This is a genomic window from Rhizobium sp. WSM1328 (assembly GCF_057653715.1).
Genome location: NZ_JBYGKO010000002.1, coordinates 552990 through 571820, shown reverse-complemented (window position 1 = coordinate 571820; position 18831 = coordinate 552990). Strand labels below are relative to the sequence as shown.

The 18831-nt window shown below is 58.1% G+C and carries 16 protein-coding genes and 2 pseudogenes; 9 read left to right on the top strand and 9 right to left on the bottom strand.

Translation table 11 applies throughout. The features are described from left to right. Positions 1–196: 196 nt before the first annotated feature. Positions 197–523 (bottom strand): hypothetical protein, encoded by a 327-nt coding sequence (locus AC2444_RS26260; protein ID WP_128450299.1) that lies wholly within the window; start codon positions 521–523, stop codon positions 197–199. Continuing rightward, on the bottom strand, positions 508–876 hold the full coding sequence (locus tag AC2444_RS26255; protein WP_164902814.1) for a hypothetical protein: 369 nt from the start codon (positions 874–876) through the stop codon (positions 508–510). Before AC2444_RS26255 ends, AC2444_RS26260 begins: the two co-directional genes overlap by 16 nt. Between AC2444_RS26255 and AC2444_RS26250 the strand changes: the two genes are divergently transcribed. The 6 genes from AC2444_RS26250 (at position 836) to AC2444_RS26225 (ending at position 5831) form a co-directional block, all read left to right on the top strand. After that, positions 836–1459 carry a plasmid pRiA4b ORF-3 family protein gene (locus AC2444_RS26250; protein ID WP_128450300.1) on the top strand — a complete coding sequence of 208 codons (624 nt, stop codon included), beginning with the start codon at positions 836–838 and terminating at the stop codon, positions 1457–1459. The genes AC2444_RS26255 and AC2444_RS26250 overlap by 41 nt on opposite strands. Positions 1460–1798: 339 nt before the next feature. Next, the gene (locus tag AC2444_RS26245) at positions 1799–2770 is read left to right on the top strand and encodes an alpha/beta fold hydrolase (RefSeq protein WP_128450315.1); all 972 of its coding nucleotides are present in this window, start codon (positions 1799–1801) and stop codon (positions 2768–2770) included. A gap of 66 nt (positions 2771–2836) precedes the next feature. After that, on the top strand, positions 2837–3577 hold the full coding sequence (locus tag AC2444_RS26240) for an alpha/beta hydrolase (protein ID WP_128450301.1): 741 nt from the start codon (positions 2837–2839) through the stop codon (positions 3575–3577). Beyond that, positions 3574–4446 (top strand): alpha/beta fold hydrolase, encoded by an 873-nt coding sequence (locus AC2444_RS26235; protein WP_128450302.1) that lies wholly within the window; start codon positions 3574–3576, stop codon positions 4444–4446. Before AC2444_RS26240 ends, AC2444_RS26235 begins: the two co-directional genes overlap by 4 nt. 26 nt (positions 4447–4472) lie before the next feature. Beyond that, positions 4473–5150 (top strand): isochorismatase family protein, encoded by a 678-nt coding sequence (locus AC2444_RS26230; protein WP_128450303.1) that lies wholly within the window; start codon positions 4473–4475, stop codon positions 5148–5150. A 51-nt stretch (positions 5151–5201) separates the two neighbouring features. Beyond that, positions 5202–5831, top strand: a complete 630-nt coding sequence (locus AC2444_RS26225; protein ID WP_128450304.1) for a pyridoxamine 5'-phosphate oxidase family protein — start codon at positions 5202–5204, stop codon at positions 5829–5831. Between the two features lie 11 nt (positions 5832–5842). Here the strand turns inward: AC2444_RS26225 and AC2444_RS26220 are convergent, their stop codons facing one another. Continuing rightward, positions 5843–8581, bottom strand: a complete 2739-nt coding sequence (locus AC2444_RS26220) for an ATP-binding protein (protein WP_128450305.1) — start codon at positions 8579–8581, stop codon at positions 5843–5845. A gap of 247 nt (positions 8582–8828) precedes the next feature. Between AC2444_RS26220 and AC2444_RS26215 the strand changes: the two are divergent. Further along, positions 8829–9627, top strand: a pseudogene (locus AC2444_RS26215) (GNAT family N-acetyltransferase). 167 nt (positions 9628–9794) lie between these two features. On the opposite strand, the gene AC2444_RS26210 reads toward AC2444_RS26215, so the two are convergent. Further along, positions 9795–10349, bottom strand: coding sequence for a hypothetical protein (locus AC2444_RS26210; RefSeq protein WP_128450306.1), 555 nt, complete (start codon positions 10347–10349; stop codon positions 9795–9797). A gap of 129 nt (positions 10350–10478) precedes the next feature. Then, a pseudogene (locus tag AC2444_RS26205) lies at positions 10479–11152 on the bottom strand (transcriptional regulator). 1056 nt (positions 11153–12208) lie between these two features. On the opposite strand from AC2444_RS26205, the gene AC2444_RS26200 reads away from it, so the two are divergent. Beyond that, entirely contained in the window at positions 12209–13369 is a 1161-nt protein-coding gene (locus AC2444_RS26200; RefSeq protein WP_128450307.1) for a 2OG-Fe(II) oxygenase, read from the top strand. A gap of 382 nt (positions 13370–13751) precedes the next feature. Here the strand turns inward: AC2444_RS26200 and AC2444_RS26195 are convergent, their stop codons facing one another. Genes AC2444_RS26195 through AC2444_RS26180 form a run of 4 tightly spaced genes read right to left on the bottom strand, consistent with a single transcriptional unit; the run spans position 13752 to position 16337 of the window. Next, the gene (locus AC2444_RS26195; protein WP_128450316.1) at positions 13752–14273 is read right to left on the bottom strand and encodes a DoxX family protein; all 522 of its coding nucleotides are present in this window, start codon (positions 14271–14273) and stop codon (positions 13752–13754) included. Beyond that, the gene (locus AC2444_RS26190) at positions 14273–15073 is read right to left on the bottom strand and encodes an HvfC/BufC N-terminal domain-containing protein (protein WP_128450308.1); all 801 of its coding nucleotides are present in this window, start codon (positions 15071–15073) and stop codon (positions 14273–14275) included. The genes AC2444_RS26195 and AC2444_RS26190 overlap by 1 nt, the downstream gene beginning before the upstream one ends. After that, a complete protein-coding gene (bufB, locus tag AC2444_RS26185; protein ID WP_128450309.1) occupies positions 15060–15986 on the bottom strand; it encodes an MNIO family bufferin maturase in 927 nt (308 codons plus the stop codon). The genes AC2444_RS26190 and bufB overlap by 14 nt, the downstream gene beginning before the upstream one ends. 45 nt (positions 15987–16031) lie before the next feature. After that, on the bottom strand, positions 16032–16337 hold the full coding sequence (locus AC2444_RS26180) for a BufA1 family periplasmic bufferin-type metallophore (RefSeq protein WP_012760544.1): 306 nt from the start codon (positions 16335–16337) through the stop codon (positions 16032–16034). 568 nt (positions 16338–16905) lie between these two features. Between AC2444_RS26180 and AC2444_RS26175 the strand changes: the two genes are divergently transcribed. Beyond that, a complete protein-coding gene (locus AC2444_RS26175) occupies positions 16906–18792 on the top strand; it encodes a potassium transporter Kup (protein WP_487762918.1) in 1887 nt (628 codons plus the stop codon). Positions 18793–18831: the final 39 nt, after the last annotated feature.

Sequence of the window (18831 nt, the reverse complement as noted above, 5' to 3'; positions counted from 1 at the left end):
AGGAGTGCCGCTGTTCCGTCAGGCTTCCCTTGGGAGGAGGAGTGGGTCGCCTGAAACACGAAGCTCTGCGGGAGGAGGTGCATTGCTTCGTTAACCTAAAGATATCAGAGGCTGCCTCGACGGCCAGCGCTCAGATCGCAGTGCAGCCATGCACTTGCTGCAATGCAATATAGATCCTGCGCTCATTTTTCCGCCATTATGGTCGAGACGCGGCTTTCGCTGTACCGGGCACGAAACCGAGAACGAATTCGACCACCTTCGCGGAGGACATTTCGCACGGCTTCAGTGTCGGCCCAGAACCAGCCAAATGATAGAGGTTGAAGCTGACGATATCGGTTCCGCCAAGCTCCTCGCCGTAGAGCCATGTTCGTTTGCCATCCTCCGACCGCTTGACGGTCACGCCCCATGGTCGATTACCAAAATGTCCGTCGACATAGCCTTCCGGCAATTTCGCAAGCGCGGATTCGAATGACGCAGGAACAGAAGGAGGTGCTTCTCGACTGGAAGTCACGGCGCCAGGCATTCGTCGCAGATCCCGCAGCCGTCCTCGTCCATGCTGGATGCCGGGCGCAACTTTCGACAACACGGACAGGTGGGTGCATCCGAAGCGCACGGCTCTTCGCGGTCCGGCGGAAGAATTTCATAGAATTCCGACAGCATTTCGGCCGCGCTTCGGTCCATGGCGATGCTCCAGTTCGGGGTTACACCAGAGATAGTAAGCTTCGAGGACTGCACAAGCCGGCAGAGATGCCGTGAAGGACGATCCGGTTCGAATACAGCGTCACAATTGAGCGCCTTCTTGACGATCGTCGCCTGACCTTGTTCATTTCGTGAAATGTACAAACCCGCAAATGCCGTGCAGGTCAGACTTTCCATCGACGATGTCCAGCCGGACGTCTGGCGCCGATTGGTCCTGCCTGTGCATTGGAACCTGGAGCATCTGCATCTCGGTATTCAAGCAGCCTTCAACTGGTGGAATTATCATCTCTATGAATTCCGCATCGGTGGCCTGCGGTATGGCGACGTCGAGATCCTGACGGAGGATGCGACCGATGACGATCCTCGGGTCTTCGACCAGAGAGAGGTGCGCTTGCTGGACTTCGAGCAAGGTGCCCTCTTCAGTTACCACTATGATTTCGGGGATGGCTGGCGGCACACCATTGAGGTCGAGGAGTTCTTAACGCTCGCCGCTACGCCCAAACACGGGAGCTGCGTCGCCGGCGAAAGGGCGCGACCGCCCGAAGATGTTGGTGGAGTATCGGGATATGAGCGGTTCCTGGAGATCATCGCTGATCGGGACGATCCAGAATATGCTGAATCCATTCGGTGGTGCGGTGGTTACTTTGATCCGGAATGGTTTGACCTTTCGACCGCGGACAAAGATCTCCGCAATGCTCTACGGCCGAACGTCAAACGGCGTATGTATCAACCTAAGCCGAAAACTGGCTCAAAGAAATGAGTTGGGCGAGTTGCAGGTGGGACGCCTTGAACGGAATCGAACCCAGAACCAGCAAACCCAAAGACCTATCATACTGATATCCCGACCAGAACGAACTTTTTAGCCGACATCATGTGCGGTCACTAAAAGAGTAGAGCAAGCGGCGCAGAGCTTTCAATGACTCTGCTTTATGGATCGGCTCTCGTCTGGATGGGACAATTTATACTGCTCATTGCGTCGTTGACCACGACCTGCTGTTCAACTTTTTACCCTTATTTATCCCAGTGCCAAAGACCGCCGATGATAGTCCTTTTCTCCAGAGGCGCAGATGTTCTGCACCCGTTCAAAGAGGAAAAGGTCATGAAAAAAGCTCTTCTTACCACTGTCGCACTTCTTATTGCCATCTCTCCCGTTGCGGCAGAAGCCCGCTGCGTGCCGAACAACGCAGTCATTGCCGCGAAGGCTGTTCCCGTCATTCAGTACAAAAGCACAACGATCGACGGTGTGAAGCTCTTCTATCGTGAAGCCGGCCCCACGGACGCGCCCGTCCTTCTGCTCCTGCACGGATTTCCGACCTCGTCACACATGTTCCGCAACCTTATTCCGCTGCTCGCGGACCGCTACCGTGTGATCGCACCTGACTATCCCGGTTATGGCCAAAGCGGCGCACCTGATCACACCAAGTTCTCCTACACATTCGCGGACCTGACCAACATCGTCGACAAGCTGACCGAAAAGGTCGGAGCCGATCGCTACAGCATGTACGTTATGGATTACGGCGCACCGATCGGATACCGTCTGGCGCTCAAACATCCCGAGCGGGTTGAATCGCTGATCGTGCAGAACGGCAACGCCTATACCGAAGGCCTCGCCGCATTCTGGGATCCGATCAAGGCCTATTGGGCCGAAAAGACGCCGGAACGCCGGGAGGCACTCTCCGGCCTGGTTACGCTCGAGACCACAAAGTTCCAATATACCGACGGTATGGGCGATGTCGCGCATATCAGCCCCGACAACTGGGTCGTTGATCAGGCCTTGCTTGATCGCCCCGGTAACAAGGACATCCAGCTGGATCTCCTGGGTGACTACGGCAGCAATGTGCCGCTTTACCCGCAGTTCCAGGCCTTCTTCCGCGATCGCCAGCCGCCGACGCTGATCGTGTGGGGCAAGAACGACAAGATCTTCCCCGAGTCCGGCGCGCACCCCTATCTCCGCGATCTCCCGAAGGCCGAGGTACACATTCTGGACAGTGGTCATTTCGCCCTTGAGGACAAGCTCGACGTGATGGCGCCGCTGATCCGTGACTTCCTCGATCGCAAGGTTTGTAATTAATTCAGAACTCATCCACTCCGCGGGGCTAACCGCCCCGCGTCCACCCTCCCCCCAAAGGAAAAGATCATGACCAATCCCATCTCGGGCACCCAGGCAGCTGGGGAGCCAGCGCTTTCGATCGTCCTCGTGCGCGGCGCTTTTGTCGACGGCTCTGGATGGCGGCAAGTCCATAGCGAACTTGTAAATCGCGGGTTCGAAGTGCTTGTCGCCCAACACCCGACGACCTCACTTGATGGTGACGTTGACACCATCGAGCGTCTTATAGCATCAGCTCGCCATCCGGTGCTGCTGGTGGGCCACAGCTATGGCGGAGCGATCATCACGGAAGCCGGCGCCAATCCCAAGGTCAAGTCGCTGGCCTACATCGCGGCTTTCGTGCCGGATGTCGGCGAATCCGTCGCAGCGCTAAATGAAGCGCCGGAGGAGCCCGGCGAAGTGAAGGCGCCGTTGTTGCCTCCGCAGGACGGCTATCTCATTGTGGACGCGGCCCGTTTTTCGGAAGCGTTTGCTGCCGATGTCGACCCCGCCACCACGCGATTCATGGCTGCTGCACAGCTACCCTGGGGCCTGTCGGCGGTCATTGCCCCCCTCACGCATGCCGCATGGAAGACCAAACCCAGCTTCTATCTTGTCGCATCTGCCGACAGGATGGTACCTCCGAGTGCGCAGCGCCGGATGGCCCGGCGCGCGGCAGCAGCGATCACCGAAATCGATAGCAGTCACGCCGTGATGATGTCGCACCCGCAGGACGTCGCAGGGTTCATCGCAGCAGCAGCCGTGAGCACTATTCAGGGAGCCGGACGATGACCCGGCCCGTCACCTACCACCGAACCACCAGCGTTGAAGGCGTGGAAATTTTCTATCGCGAGGCTGGAGAGCAAGGCGCCCCTGTCGTGGTGTTGCTGCACGGTTTTCCAAGCTCTTCGCACATGTACCGCAACCTCATCCCAGCGCTTGCCGACCACTATCATGTGATCGCGCCCGACCTTCCGGGGTTCGGTCTGTCGGCAATGCCGTCTTCCAGCGATTTCGTATACAGCTTTGCCACTTTCTCGGATGTCATCGCCGGTCTCCTCGAACAGCTGGGCGCCGAACGCTACGCGCTCTATGTCATGGATTATGGCGCGCCAACCGGGTTTCGTCTGGCGGTCGCGCACCCCGACCGTGTGACTGCCCTAATCATTCAGAATGGCAACGCCTATGAAGATGGCATGGGGGATTTCTGGGGGTCGACGCGGGCCTATTGGGCGGACAACGGCCCGGTAAACCGCGACGCGCTGCGGCCTTTTCTATCGCTTGACGGGACACGTTTCCAATATCTCGCCGGCACGAAAGATGAGACGCGGATCGATCCGGCAGCATGGTTATACGATCAGCTCTTCCTCGACCGCCCGGGCAGCAGGGACATCCAGCTGGGCATCATCTACGACTATAGGACAAATGTCGCACTCTACCCCGACTTCCACGCCTATTTCCGCGCGCATCGGCCGCCGGCCCTGATCCTGTGGGGCGAAAATGATCCCATCTTCCTGCCGGAAGGCGCACGCGCCTTCCTCCGCGACCTGCCCGAAGCCGAGCTTCATTTTTTTGATACCGGACATTTCGCCCTTGAGGACAAGGCGGACGAAATGATCCCGGTCATGCGCGACTTCCTCGCCCGAATCCTGGCCCGCTAACTGAAACCCAAAAGAGGATAATGACCATGTACAACAGCAAATCCAAGCCGAGCGTCCTTCCGACCGGCGGCGGCGCAGCCCTCATCGATCCCTCCGACACGCTGATCCTGCTTCTCGATCATCAGTCGGGATTGTTCCAGACGGTCAAGGACATTTCCGTGTCTGATCTGCGCCGGAATGTGGAGATGATCGCCAGGCTCGCCACTCTCTTGAACATCCCGGTGATGACCACCGCTTCGGAACCTGCCGGCACCAATGGTCCGCTGATGCCCGAAATCCATGAATTGGCTCCGCACGCCGTCTATGTGGCACGCAAGGGGGAAGTAAACGCGTGGGACAATGACGATTTTGTCGCAACGGTTCGGGCAACCGGCCGCAAAACTCTCATCATGGCAGGCGTCTGGACCAGCGTCTGCGTGATGTTTCCGGCGCTCGACGCCCGTGCCGCTGGCTACGATGTCTATGCGGTCCTCGATGCGTCGGGGGATCCGAGCGAAATGGCCTCTCGGATTTCGCTCGCCCGCTTCGTGCAGGGCGGCGTCAAGCCGACATCGACCAATGCATTGCTGTCCGAACTTCATCGGACCTGGGCACGGCCCGAGGCTACCGAACTCGGCAAGCTCTATGGAATCGTCGCTCCCAATTATGCTGCTGTGACCGAAAGCTATGCCCGCGCGCAGCAGGCCGCGCGAGAGGCAATATAGCCTCGCATTCCCGATGCCTTGCGAACCGACAATACAATGAGGAGACACGATGTGACCTATGGCTTTATGGATATCGCGATCACTCCGTCAGTTCGCAGGGCGCAAGCGGAAATGGGAGCGGATCGTCTGTGGTCGGACTTCAAGGGGCACCGCGAATTCGACAGGTTCTCGGAAAGAGAAATCGCGTTTATCGCACAGCGCGACAGTTTCTACATGGCCTCGGTTTCGGAGACAGGCTGGCCCTATGTCCAGCACCGCGGCGGCCCTCCAGGCTTTCTCAAAGTGCTCGATGATCGCACGCTTGCCTTCGTCGATTACTGCGGGAATCGCCAGTATATCAGCACCGGCAATCTGGCTGAGAACGACCGGACCTGCCTTTTTCTGATGGACTATCCCGCACGCACACGTCTGAAGATCTATGCCCGCGCCGAGAAGCTGGCACTCGATGCGGATCCAGTGCTCACGGCGAACATTACTGACGGTGATTATGGGGCCAAGACTGAGCGCATTTTCAAGCTCAAGCTCGAGGCGTTCGATTGGAACTGTCCGCAGCACATCGAGCCACGCTACACTGAAGCCGAATTTCTTTCAGCCTCACAGCACCTTATCGACAAGATTGCTCGGCTTGAGCGAGAAAATGCGTCGCTGCGGGAGCGCATGGACACGCGAAGAAAAGATTGAAGTGCCAAAGGTCAGCGCACATCTGCCGCAGCCATGGCAAGTTGGGTGCGTTTGGTCGCGGCGCCTGCGCCCATGGCAATCGCGCTAGCCAAAGACTTCTGGAAATAGCGCTTCGCCCGGTGTGGACGGGCTTTACCGACTTCGATCATTCCCGCCACGCGCCAGAGATCAGGATGCCACCAACGTTCCTCGCGAATCCCGATTTCGCCAAGCACGGCGCGTAGGCTGTTCTCGGCAAGTTGCATTTCACCTGCGGCTATATAGGCTTCCGCTAATAGGCTGCGGTAGAAAGGAACGCGAGCACGCCAGCTTCCCCGGAGCAACCCTGTGATGCTGTCCTGCATCACGGCGAAACCTGCTTTGTCACCCCGATCCGACTGGATGGCACCGGCGAAAAACGTGGCTGTCCCCTCGTAAATGCCGACGCTTTCACGTCGGCTGACCTCAGTCAGCTGCCGCTGAAGCTGCGAAGCGGTTTCCAGATCGCCCTCTACGAAAGCGATCGGTAGAGCCGCGAGCGAGATCGCATTTCCCAAGGAAATCATGTGGTCGAGATCGGCGGCACGATCAACGGCACTGCCGGCCAGACTGGAGGCACGCTCAGGGTCACCCTGTAGCCAGGATAAGAATGCCTGAGACAGACGAATAGCAATGGGCAAATCGACCTGAAACCGGGACAATCCACGCCCCTCTTCCAGGCTACCCCAATCGTTCATCAGCGCATGTAAATGGTGCGACGCCGACTCTAACTCGCCGGCGTAAATCTGGATATGCGCCAACAGACGCTTGCCGTCGGGCGCGGTCGTCCAGTCCAAACCCTTTGATGCCGCAAAATCGTTCATGCTGCGTAATGCCGTGCGCGGCCTGCCGGAATAAGCAAGAAAGACGGCCTGTCCGCACACTGAACGTATTTGAAACTCCGCGTCTTGCGACCCGCTTGCATGAAAGATGCTTTCGCGCCAGGCATCACTGGTTTGCGGGTGCATGTGGCGCGCAAGCGTCATGGCCCAGGCCTGCGCCGTGGAAAGTTTTACCCGGCCGAGTGGCGCGAGCGCTGATAGCGCCGGGCTGTTCGCGCTTGCAGTGTCGATAGCAGCCAACATTTCCCTGAACGCCGAGAGCTCTTGCCACAGAGGTAATGCACTGACCACCAGTTCGACCCCCAGTTCAGCGTCGCCCGCAGGATCGAACGCCCATCCGATCGCGGCACGGACATCGTCGATCTGGCTGCGATATTTCCCCAACCACTCGCGAGACGTCTGTGAGGACCATTGCCGTTCGGCAATCTGCAGCTTGTCCCTTATCCGGGTGGCAAATTGTCGCTTGGCTTTCTCTCTGTAGGGTGAACCAAAGAGACGCCGCGCAGCATAGGTGCCGGTGCTCTCGGCCATCCTGTAATGCATAGTGGCGCCGTCGTGTTGCGCGGAAAGCAGTGATTTTGCCACCAGCTGCGACAGGGCATCACGTCCTGCCATCGGTTCAAGGGCGCCTGCGGAATACATCGCTTCTGCGTCGTCGGCGCTGAAACGCCCAGAAAACACCGAAAGCAGGCCGAGCAAAATAGCCTCCCGGTCAGGAAGAAGCCGATAGCTCCAGTCCAGCGTGGCCTCCAGCGACTGGTGGCGCAAAGGCGCATCCCGTGCTCCACGACCCATCGCGTCAAAGCCATCTTTGAACAGGCCTTCAAGTGATGAGGGCGCTAGAACACTAGCCGTGCCGGCAGCCAATTCGATCGCGAGTGCCAATCCGTCAAGTCGTGCGCAGATTGAGACGACACTGCGAACGTAGTCTTCTGTTGGTTCCGAAACTCCGGCGTCACGTGCCTTTGAGATGAAAAGCTGGATCGCAGGAAACTGCATCGCGTCGGTCGTGGAGAGCGCAGTCATCTGGTCCGGATAAGCGAGCCCGGAGAGAAAATGGATCTGCTCGTGTCTCGTCCGAAGTGGCTCGCGGCTGGTCACGAGGATACGGGCACCCGGCACCTCTGCTGAGATCCGCTCCACAATGGTCGCTGCCATTGCAATGACGTGCTCGCAATTGTCGATAATGAGAAGCAATTTGTTGCTTCGAAGGACGTCAATCACGCCCGCGATCGGATCGTCCAATCCAAGCGAGATGCCGAGAGCGGAAGCGATCGCGGGCACCACAAATCGGGGATCCGTGACTGTCGAGAGATCGACAAAGGCAATGGCTTGGTCTTTGCCGCAAGACTGCTGAGCAACGGTGACCGCAAGTGACGTTTTTCCGGCTCCACCTGGCCCGACGATGGTGACATAACCCGGGTGATCAAGCTGTTCGGAGATTTGCCGGATCGCGTCATCGCGGCCGAGGAGCTGCCGCACTTCCGGGGGGGCGGTATGATGACTCGTGATTGAAACAACTTGCCGTGCTACCGTTGGGCGGTCGTTCTCCACCGCGGCGACGAACTTGTAGCCACGGCCAGCGATCGTCGCGATGTATTCCGCGGCGGGATCGAGTCCAGCCAGCGAGCGTCGAAGGTTGCCCACATTGACCTTCAAGTTATGGTCGTGGACGATGTAGTCCGGCCATACGTGCGAGAACAGATCGGCCTTACTCACAACCTCGCCAGCCCGCGCCACGAGCAGGGTCAGTATATCGAACCCTCGCCCACCCAGCGCGACGGACTGCCCCTTGTACAGGAGGGCTTGGGCTTCAGGTAACAAGCGAAAATCGCCGAACTGATAGGCCTTTTGCTTCGGCAAGGCCTGGGAACCGCCATCGTGTGACACTTTGCTCTCACAAACCACAAAAGCTCGACGTTACACTGCCTTAGCCAATTTTCAAGACGTTAAGAGAGATGGTTGCATGCACCACATGCTGCCCGGAGATGATGGATACCACGTCTCTTCTCAGATCCTTGAGGGTGCGTTGGGAAATCGTCAAATGTGCAGGAAGTTGGCGCTGTGATTATTCTGTTTTTATTCCAAGAATTCATTTATCCGCTTTCGGCGAAGTTTCTGCCTCAGGAGCACTCCATTGGATTCTTGTTCTTCCGATTACCCCTGCCCTACAAAAGAAGACGCCATTGAGGCCAAAGCTTTCATTGATCTGCATAACGCCGCCCGCGACCAATTGGCGGACGAAGAACGATTCGAATGCATTTCCATGAATGGTGGATGCACGATCTCTCTTCCGAGCGCGCCTGCGATCGGCCTTAACCGCATCCTCGGCCTCACTGATAGTGAAGACCTAGACGAAGCCTACAACTGGATGAGACAGAGGCTGGGGAAACGGTTTTTGCAGGTCAACACGGACGCTGCATCCGACGAGGTGAGACGTTGGATCCAGTCGAAAGGGTTGATTACCTATGGTCCTGGTTGGGCGAAGCTGAGACGAACCACGGACGCGGTCTCTCTTCCATCGGCAGCCGCTGTGAAAACACGAAAAGTCCGGCCCGATGAAGCCCAGGTATTCGGCGCCATGATGTGTGCCGGTTTTGGCTTTCCGGAAAGCCTAACTGTCCTATGGGCAGCAATCGTTGGACGAGACGGATGGTCATGTTTTTACGCGCTAGACGGAGACACGCCTGTGGGAACGGGGGCGATGTTTGCTTCAGGATCTTTCGCCTGGCTCGGCGGCCGTGCCGAGCTTTCGAAACCGCGGTGCGCAGAAAGCTTTGATTCAAGCTCGCCTGCAAGAAGGCGCGAAACGTGGCGTTTCGACTTTCGTGGTCGAGACAGAGGTGCCATCGGCCGAAAAGGCTAACATCTCGAACGCCAATTTAGCGAAATTGGGTTTCGTGCATATCTATAACCGCAGCAACTTCATTTTATGAGGGCCTTGCTGTTAAGAAAGAGCCAAGTTCTTGCACCGGCTATGTAATTTGGTTCGAGAGCTTAAGGCGACTGACTGTGCGCCTTGCTCTTGAAAGGACACGAACCGGCGACACCCTATTCAAATCTGAGATTGTTCACCTGCAACAAGCTTGGCAGCGCGCCACGCTCATCGTTCAAACCGCTCTAGCATTTTTCTCAACTGCGCGTTTTGCAACGTTAGCTTTCTGGCCAGCTGATCCCTGAGCACCCTGATCTCGTCATCGAGGCTCATCTCGTTTGCAGTGTGGATAACCTGGGGATCGTTCGCAATCGCCACCGCTTCCTTGCTGCGGCTCCTTTGCTCGCGCGGTGCGACCTCGGCAGTTCGCTTGATCCTAGCAGCATCATGTACAGCGGTGACGTCAATACCAGTACCACCGGATGTAGCGGGATCAGCGACCTCCACGATTTCGGCGACTTCGCCGTCGACCTTGTCGTGGACGTCGTTTTCGCCTTCTGCGGAATGCACAGGCTTGAGAGAAATTGCACCGGGTTGACCGTGACGAGGTAGCTCCTCGCCTGCCGGCCGACCATCGCTATTCAGGCTGTCCTCGGCAGGCGTTTCAGTCGAACCAGAACTAGGCAACGCCTCCGGCGAAACCTTCTCGGTCGAGCCGTTTTCTCGCTTTTGTTCGCGTCCCGGTGAGACCAGTCGGGCAAGAAATTTCCAGGGAGACGCCATCTATCCGACCTCGCGTTTTATCCCGCAAGCAGGCTGCAAGTTTTAGTTCCGGCAACAGCATTCACCGTTGCCAAATTGTATCTCTTGATAAGCATGGAAATGCGGCCGGCGGTTGACCGGCCGCTTATATCACTCGAGTTTGAGCCGTTTGCGCAGATCGGCATTTCAGCGCGAAGCTTTTCAGCCAGAAGCTTGCGCAGCCGCTGATTTTCCTCTTCCAACTGCAAAAGGTCTGCCATCTCGTCGATCGCCGTCATCGGTCCGGCCGGAGCCGCCTCCACGGCCTTTGGAGCACGGCGCACAGGTGCGCGTTTGGCACTCGCCGCAGCTTCGACCACCTTTGTCTTCCGCCCTCTCCTCTTCACACCACCGGCGCCGGCCAGAGCAGCTGCTGGCTCTGCCGTAGTGTCAGCTGACGCGGTTTCGAGTGCAGCGGCTTTCTTGGCCCGGGGCTTGCGCTGTTTCTTCGGCGCAATTGGCGTTTCGACAACGGTCGGCACATCAGCCCTGGTTGCAGTATCAGTCTCGTCGGCCATGCCTATCTTCTGTGCATCTGATGCAGTTGTCGGTGGCCCGAGAGGCGGTGTCAACAAGGACTCGGCCTTATCTGGTTTTGGTAAAGAAATTTCGCTGTAGGATTTGCCACTCTGAGAGCTATCCGACAGAAACGGCATTGCCTCGTCGTCTAGGTCGCGAGCGGCGGACTTTAGGTCCACGTTGCCCCAGATCGAGTTCGACCTGGTATCGAGTTTTCGTCTGCCGGTTTTGTACTCGACGGCAAAACTGCGTTGCACTTTTTTCAATATAAATGGCCTTGGAAAATCCACGGGATGACTTGGTGATGGGATGGTACGTCCGGAATAACGATTCCCGGACTGCCCGTCTATAGCCATGCTCCTATCAGATCCACCGCATCGTTTCCGGGCAGAATATATGGCTAGTCAAATGTGGGCTGAGCCGCGTGAGGCCAAATTAGCGAAGTCGAACCGTACTGAATCAAAAGTCGCACGTGGGCGCACGGACTTATCGGCGAGCTTCCTTGTTGCGCATCGTCGAAGTCTTAAAAGATTTTCCGCAACGCCGACGTCGGTCTATGTAGCGCATCCAGAGCTCCGGCGTTGCCGGCGCGCGCGGGCGAAGGCCCGCTCGATCGGCGCCACCGTCGTCACGCATGAACTCCCGAACCCTCATCGAAGAAGCAATGCGCCTGTCAACCTTGTCTTTCTTTGCTCGCCTGTCGGGCCAGGTCCCTTCGATCCATTATGCGATCTTTTTAGCCAAGAACATAAACATCCTAGCAACAAGCCGGGCGGTGGCCTCGAAAGCGCTGTGCTAGAACCTTGTCCCCGCTATCTCAGTGTTGGTGGCGTAACACCGATTTATGGAACTTGCGCTTGGGGCATTGAGGCGGAGCTCGGCGTTGCACGACCGCGGCGCAAGCGCCAACTCTGGTCGGCGAGCGTTTCTTGACGCGGCTCGCGCAAAGGCATTGATTTGTGTTTCCACGCTTCGGGGCGAAAGGGCATCGGATTTGCCCTCCTCGCAGGTTCAGGCGGCTTCGGCTGAGAATCGGTCAAACAGCGGCTTGAGGCGGGGATGACGGGCGGCCTGGGGCGGGTGGATCTCGATGATTCGGCCAGATTAGGTCTCGCGCCGGAGCCCTTCGCTAATCGTCTCGGCGCTGGTGTGATCCATGTCGGGGAATAGTTTTATTGCAGGAGCCAGGGACCCGCTCAATGGTGCAGGCCTTTACTGGGCCACGCCCGCGCGAAAATCGCCCTGCTCCGCTGACAGCACTACCAAAACCTGATTTGCTGTCATAACGTCGCGTCTGTGTATTCATTGAGGTTGATGAGTTCATGAACACTTACGCAAATATTCTACCGGGCGATCCGGCGCCCTGGTTTCATCAGCGATCGATGGCCAATCCCAGCTTTGCATTCGACACCGCTGCGGGACGATACCTCGTCCTCTGCTTCTTCGGGTCAGCCTCGCATCCAGCGAGCAAAGCCGCGATAGAGGCAGCTCTCCGAAAAGCGGACGTGTTTGACGATGTCAAAGCATCGTTCTTCGGTGTTACTGTTGACCCGACCGACGAGATCGAGCAACGCGTTGCCGACCGATATCCAGGCTATCGTTTCTTGTTGGACTTCGATGGCACTGTCAGCCGTCTTTATGGATCGATGCCGATCGATGCCAAACCCGAAGACGGAGAGGTCCCAATCCGCCAGATCTGGATAATGCTCGACCCGACCATGCGTGTCCTGAAGGTCCTTCCGTTTGCGAAGGACGGCAGTGATATCGAGGAAGTATGGTCGTTTGTTGCTGGTCTTCCCGCCATCAACCGGTTCTCCGGCATCGAACTTCAGGCCCCTATCATCGTTCTTCCAAACGTATTCGAGCCCGACCTTTGCAAGAAGCTGATCGGTCTCTACGAGCGGAGCGGCGGCGAGGAATCAGGAGTTATGCGCGAGGTGGGCGGCAAGACCGTCCAGGTCAAGGACCATGGTTACAAGCGACGCAAGGACTACGATATCCAGGAAAAGGATGTCATCGCCGAAACACAAGGGCGGTTCGTGCGCAGGATCGTGCCGGAAATCCAGAAGGTTCATCAGTTCACGGCAACCAGGATGGAACGATATATTGTCGCCTGTTATGCGGCTGAGGACGAGGCGCATTTTCGCGCCCACCGCGACAACACGACCAAAGGGACCGCACATCGCCGTTTTGCTGTTTCCGTGAACCTGAACGATGATTTCGACGGCGGAGAAGTGAGCTTTCCCGAATATGGCAGCAGGAGCTTCAAGGCGCCAGCCGGAGGCGCGGTGATCTTCTCATGTTCCCTGCTTCATGCTGTTTCCAAAGTGACGCGAGGTCGTCGCTATGCGTTCCTGCCATTTCTATACGATGATGCCGCAGCCAAGATGCGTGAGGCCAACAACGCCTTCCTCGCAGAAGGCGTCGGCAGCTACTCTGCGGAGAGCAAGGACGCACCCGCCCAAACGTCTCAATCAAAATGACGCCGTTGGGGCGATGGATTGGCTTGGAAATGCTGTCCCATCGGAAGCTTGTTCATTCGCGGATGATGTTCTTCGCAAGTGTCTTGTCAATGCGCCGCCCGCCGATGTCGATGATCTCGAAAAAACACGTGCTGGAACGTCTTGCCTACGACGGCAAATGCTTCAGCTTGTAGAAGGCGAAGCAAGCGAGGGTGCGAGGCGACCGAACCTGGGCTGCTTGCAGGCCTGTCCCATCCCTCGTCACACCGCGCGTTGGTCGCAGTGCATAATGTGCCAACGCGAGCCTGGAGCGATGGCCTTGCTTGCGACGGCGGGGATGTCACTGAGCCATTTCATGGCCTCTGCACTCGATCTTGCTGACAGTTTGACCGGAGGAACCGGATCAGGCAGCCCGGCGGCTGCCAAACCAGTGTGCAAGCCAATGGTCGATCGACAGCTTTCCCGGTCCCCATGCCATGAGCGACAGCGCCATCGCAGCCCAGGTAATGTGGATCGGCCATCCGTCCGGCACCGTGAGCTCGACGATCAATGTCATGAACAGCAGGCCGGTCGCCGCAAACCGGGTAGCGAAACCCAGAACCAGCAAGATCGGAAAGGTGATCTCGGCAGCGCCGGACAGGAAAGCCATGGTGACTGGCGCCGGATAGGCATAGGGACCGCCCGGCAAATGGAGCATGAATTCGTCGGTGAACAATGTGATCGCCGTATCGTTCAATTGCAGGAAACCATCCCACTTCAGAATGCCCGACTTCCAAAAGGGCACTGCCAGAGCGAGGCGCACAACTGCCTGAACGACGCTCGGCAGCGCAAAGGCCCGAACCAGTCTCTGTGCCATCTCCACAAGTGTCACGATCGGTTGAAACCTGCCTTTGATCGAAGTCTGTTGGGTGGTGGTCGATATCATCATGCGTCTCCGAGAGTGATGCCGCAAAATACCCCCGCTTCGATCATGCCGGCCACGCTGGCCGCGATGTCGAACGACGGGCAAGCATCGATGGCCTTGGCTGCGGCGACACCAAGCGGTTCGCCGGAAATGAGGGAAATCAGGAACTCTGCGCCGCCCAAAGGAAGATGACGCACCGCCACCTCCATATCCGGCCGCGTTATAAGCGCATCTTCCGGGTCGACCACTTCGATCGGGCTTATGGCGCCGTCACCGCGATTGGCGGCAAAGATCGTCAGCGCCGGATAGTCCGACCGAACGATCCTTGTTGCCGGATGCGCTGCAAAGACCAATTCACCGAGACGTTCCGGCGGAACGGAAGCAAGAGCATCAGCGGCAAGCGGCTCGACATCCCTTGCGTGGTAGGCGTCCAGCCAAGCCCGTTCGATCCGGGCGACGTCGGGAAGCCAGGGCAAGGACCGGGCATATTCGTACTGTTCGATGAAAGCAGGAAAATCCCGTCCGTATTCGAAGAGAAGCGGCGATGCCGGTGGCGTGGCGCGCAGGTGAAAGCGCGCCATGGCGCGGAAAAACTCCGTCCCCGTCAGGCGTTGCACCGCCGGGAAAATCCCGGCGAGGGCATCGATCAGACTGACGGTGACGTTGTTGCGGTAGACGTTGTAGCGTTTGATCGCTCCCTTGCCGTTTGGCCCGACAACGCCGTCGGGCGTCCCAGCGTCCGGGTTGGTCAGCGCCGGCGCAAAATCTGCCGCATAAGTCAGGGGCTCTGTGCGGCGAGATGGAGGATCAAGCCGCAGCATGACTTTGATCCTGCAACGCGATGGAACCATGGTGATCCATGATCGCCTGCGCTGCGAGGGCCTCGCCACGCAGTATCGGCCAATCAGGTATGTTGCTGTCCCACTCGATGAGCGTTGGAATAGGGCCACCACGGCCAATGACGATCTCGTAAAGCTTCCAGACGGTATCGGCGACCGGACCGTCATGGCTATCGATCAGCAGCAACTCGTCCTCGTCGTCAGTCTGCTCGGCGTGGCCCGCGAGATGGATCTCACCAACCGCGGCAATGGGAAAATCGGACAGGTAGTCGAGCGCTGAAAACCCGTGATTGGTGGCGGAGACGAATACATTATTGACGTCGAGCAGAAGACCGCAGCCGGTGCGCCGGACGACGGCGCGGATGAATTCGGTCTCGCTCATCGTCGATTGGCGGAACGTCACATAGGTGGATGGATTCTCCAGAAGGATCGGGCGTCTGATGGTCTCCTGCACTTCCTCGATATGCTCGCAAACCCGCGCCAGGCTTTCTCGTGTGTAGGGAAGGGGCAGGAGATCGTTGAGGAAGATCGTCCGATGCGTCGACCAGGCCAGGTGCTCAGACACCAGAGCTGGTTCGTAGCGTTCGACGAGAGAGCGGAAACGTTCAAGATGTGCTCGGTCGAGCGGCTGAGGTCCGCCGATCGACATGCACACGCCGTGGAGCGACACCGGATTGTCACGGCGGATCTGTTCGAGAATACGATGCGGCGGCCCGCCGGCCCCCATGTAATTCTCGGCATGGACTTCGAAGAACCCGCGATGAGGCCCCTCCGCGGCTATGGAGGCAAAATGCTCGTGTTTGAAGCTCGTCCCCGCGAGCCCCCCGATCGGATGGCGGGGAAAGCGGAGAGTAGTTGCCGCAGACGCGGTCGCTGAAATTTGATCGGTGGTCATGGCGTCTCTCCGCCTCCTCATTGTCATCGCTGTCGGGTGTAGAAATTACATTGCCTTCAGCGTGCCGTGCTTGCCGTTAGGCAGGACGATGGAAGTGCAGGTGCCGCCCCGTACGAATTTCCAGGAATCGCCCTGGAAGTCGACCGTCGAGGTCCCCTGGCAGGACGTGCCGGCGCCGGCTGCACAATCATTCTGGCCCTTCAGGGCAACACCGAAGCATTTCTCCTTGTGAGCGGCGGTCGCAGCGGCGCCCTCAGCTTTGGTGAGCGGTGCGGCGCCGGCCATCGAAGCAAGGGCCGTGGTGACAGCGCCGGCGAGGACGACGGAGTTGATGGTGGATTTGATCGACATTGCGTTCTCCCGATGATGGATGGACGCTCTCGTTGAGCGCATACTCAGGTTCGCAATCTCCCCGACATTTGTTACACGCGTCGCCATCACTAGATCGTGATGCCTCGTCACGTCCCCCAGTCCTGCGGTCGCTTCCAGGCCTCAACCGACTGATGGAGCTGCGTTAGAGGTGTATTCACAGCCGACGTATCGTGCCGTCGTCGAATGCATGTCGCGCGCTCGCGAGAAGGCGGCGTCGCATCAGTATCACGAGGTCGGCAAGGGTCACTTGAGACCGAACCATGCGACCGGCATTGGCGCTCATGCTGCAGGAGAGATAGCAGAGAAGAGCTTTCTTCTGAGGTCGTCCGCCCCTCCCTTTGATGAAGGCAGTTACAGCTCAGCGATGGGTTTGAAATATATTGCGAGTAGCCGCCGTTCTGTTTTTCACGTTTTCGTCAACCTCCATGACCGCTTGCCGATCCCCAAGGTGTGTTATGTTTGGGTTTTGCAATGAAGGCATGCAGATGGCAACGTTGCGCCTTCATTCGGCCTGCGAATCAGGAACCAGACATTGACCTCTCCGCAGATGAGATCGAAAGATCCGGAACTGGAACACCAGAGCCGGCGAGGACTACCATCGCTCGTTCTCGCTGCATTGGGCGTCGTCTATGGCGACATCGGAACGAGCCCGCTTTATGCATTCCGAGAGGCTCTGCGCGCCACCGGCGGATCCGGAGCCACTCACGCGAACGTGCTTGGGATCCTGTCATTGATCGTCTGGGCGCTCACGATCGTCGTCACCTTGAAGTACGTGACTTTCGTGCTGAAGGCCGATAACCGGGGCGAAGGCGGCACGCTGTCTCTCATGACTCTTGCTCGCGAAGGTCTAACGGGGCGCCCCAAATGGGTCCTGGTCCTGGGTGTGATCGGAGCCTCGCTTTTTCTCGGCGACGCAATTATCACGCCGGCGATTTCCGTTCTGTCTGCGGTCGAGGGCATCGAGGTGGTCGCACCGGCGTTGTCCAAGTGGATCGTGCCAATCACTCTCACGATCATCGCCATGCTGTTTTTCGTCCAGCGGTTCGGGACGAGCGGCGTGGCGTCGGTGTTCGGTCCCGTAACGGCTCTGTGGTTTATCGTCCTTGGCGTCAGCGGGGCGATCCACATATTTGACGACCCGTCGGTGTTAGCAGCAGTCAATCCGGTCCACGCAGTCCGGTATATTGCAAACCACATCGGCTCAGCCATCGCGGTGCTTGGGGCCGTCTTTCTTGCCGTGACCGGCGCCGAGGCCCTCTATGTCGACCTTGGACATTTCGGACGCCGTCCGATTGTCACGGCGTGGTTTTTGCTCGTCTTCCCCAGTCTGCTTCTGAACTACTTCGGGCAAGGAGCGTTCGTGCTCGCGAACCCGCAGATGGCTGAGCATCCTTTTTTCAGCATGCATCCGGAGTGGGCGCGGATTCCTATGGTCTGTCTGGCCACCGCGGCAACGGTCATCGCCAGCCAGGCCGTGATCTCCGGCGCTTATTCCCTTGTCCGTCAGGCGATGCACCTCAACCTGCTTCCGCGCCTGCGAATCCTCCACACCTCCGAAACTCAGTCCGGACAGATCTTCATGCCGCAGGTGAACAACCTGCTGTTCATCTTCGTGGCTGCTCTGGTGCTCTTCTTCCAAAACTCGAGCGGCCTTTCCGCCGCCTATGGCATCGCCGTGACAGGCGAAATGTTCATCACTTCGATCCTCCTGTTCATCGTGATGCGGCGGATCTGGAGCTGGAAGCTGGCGACGGCTCTTGCCGTCATCGTGCCGATGACACTGATCGACGCCGGGTTTCTAGCCGCCAACATTGCGAAGTTCGCAGATGGCGGATGGGTTCCCGTTGCGGTGGCGACGACGATGGCGCTCGTCATGCAGACATGGACGGCGGGTCGTCGGCTGCTTGCCGCCCGCACCAAGGCCGACGAAATCGCGCTTACGACAATTATCGACAACCTGGCCCGGAAGAAGCCGCCGACGGTGCCTGGGACGGCAATGTTCCTGACGAGCGACATCGAAGGCGCGCCAACCGCGCTCCTCCACAGTCTGAAGCACTACAAGGTGCTCCATGAGCAGAACGTCATTCTCAGCGTCGTGACTTCGACCACGCCGTTCGTGCCGGATGATGAGAAAATCTTTCTCGAAAGCTTCAATCGCCACTTCAGTCGGCTGGTGATCACGTTCGGCTACATGGAGACGCCCAACATCCCTCGTGCGCTCGTTCTCGCCCGCAAGCTCGGACTGAAATTCGATATCATGTCGACGTCGTTCTTCCTGTCCCGCCGAACGATCCTGCCATCGAAGAAAGGCGGCCTGCCATTCTGGCAGGACCGGCTGTTCATCTCGCTTGCTGAAAATGCCAGCAATGCGACAGATTATTTCGGGCTGCCGTCAGGGAGAGTGGTCGAACTCGGGCTGCAGACGACTATCTAGCGGCTGCCGATAAGCGCCGATCTTCTGTCACATTGCGAG

Coding starts and splice junctions, on each gene's coding strand:
- AC2444_RS26260 (WP_128450299.1), bottom strand. CDS start 523: ATGCCTGGCGCCGTGACTTCCAGTCGAGAAGCACCTCCTTCTGTTCCT.
- AC2444_RS26250 (WP_128450300.1), top strand. CDS start 836: ATGTACAAACCCGCAAATGCCGTGCAGGTCAGACTTTCCATCGACGAT.
- AC2444_RS26255 (WP_164902814.1), bottom strand. CDS start 876: ATGGAAAGTCTGACCTGCACGGCATTTGCGGGTTTGTACATTTCACGA.
- AC2444_RS26245 (WP_128450315.1), top strand. CDS start 1,799: ATGAAAAAAGCTCTTCTTACCACTGTCGCACTTCTTATTGCCATCTCT.
- AC2444_RS26240 (WP_128450301.1), top strand. CDS start 2,837: ATGACCAATCCCATCTCGGGCACCCAGGCAGCTGGGGAGCCAGCGCTT.
- AC2444_RS26235 (WP_128450302.1), top strand. CDS start 3,574: ATGACCCGGCCCGTCACCTACCACCGAACCACCAGCGTTGAAGGCGTG.
- AC2444_RS26230 (WP_128450303.1), top strand. CDS start 4,473: ATGTACAACAGCAAATCCAAGCCGAGCGTCCTTCCGACCGGCGGCGGC.
- AC2444_RS26210 (WP_128450306.1), bottom strand. CDS start 10,349: ATGGCGTCTCCCTGGAAATTTCTTGCCCGACTGGTCTCACCGGGACGC.
- AC2444_RS26200 (WP_128450307.1), top strand. CDS start 12,209: ATGAACACTTACGCAAATATTCTACCGGGCGATCCGGCGCCCTGGTTT.
- AC2444_RS26195 (WP_128450316.1), bottom strand. CDS start 14,273: ATGATATCGACCACCACCCAACAGACTTCGATCAAAGGCAGGTTTCAA.
- AC2444_RS26190 (WP_128450308.1), bottom strand. CDS start 15,073: ATGCTGCGGCTTGATCCTCCATCTCGCCGCACAGAGCCCCTGACTTAT.
- bufB (WP_128450309.1), bottom strand. CDS start 15,986: ATGACCACCGATCAAATTTCAGCGACCGCGTCTGCGGCAACTACTCTC.
- AC2444_RS26180 (WP_012760544.1), bottom strand. CDS start 16,337: ATGTCGATCAAATCCACCATCAACTCCGTCGTCCTCGCCGGCGCTGTC.
- AC2444_RS26175 (WP_487762918.1), top strand. CDS start 16,906: ATGAGATCGAAAGATCCGGAACTGGAACACCAGAGCCGGCGAGGACTA.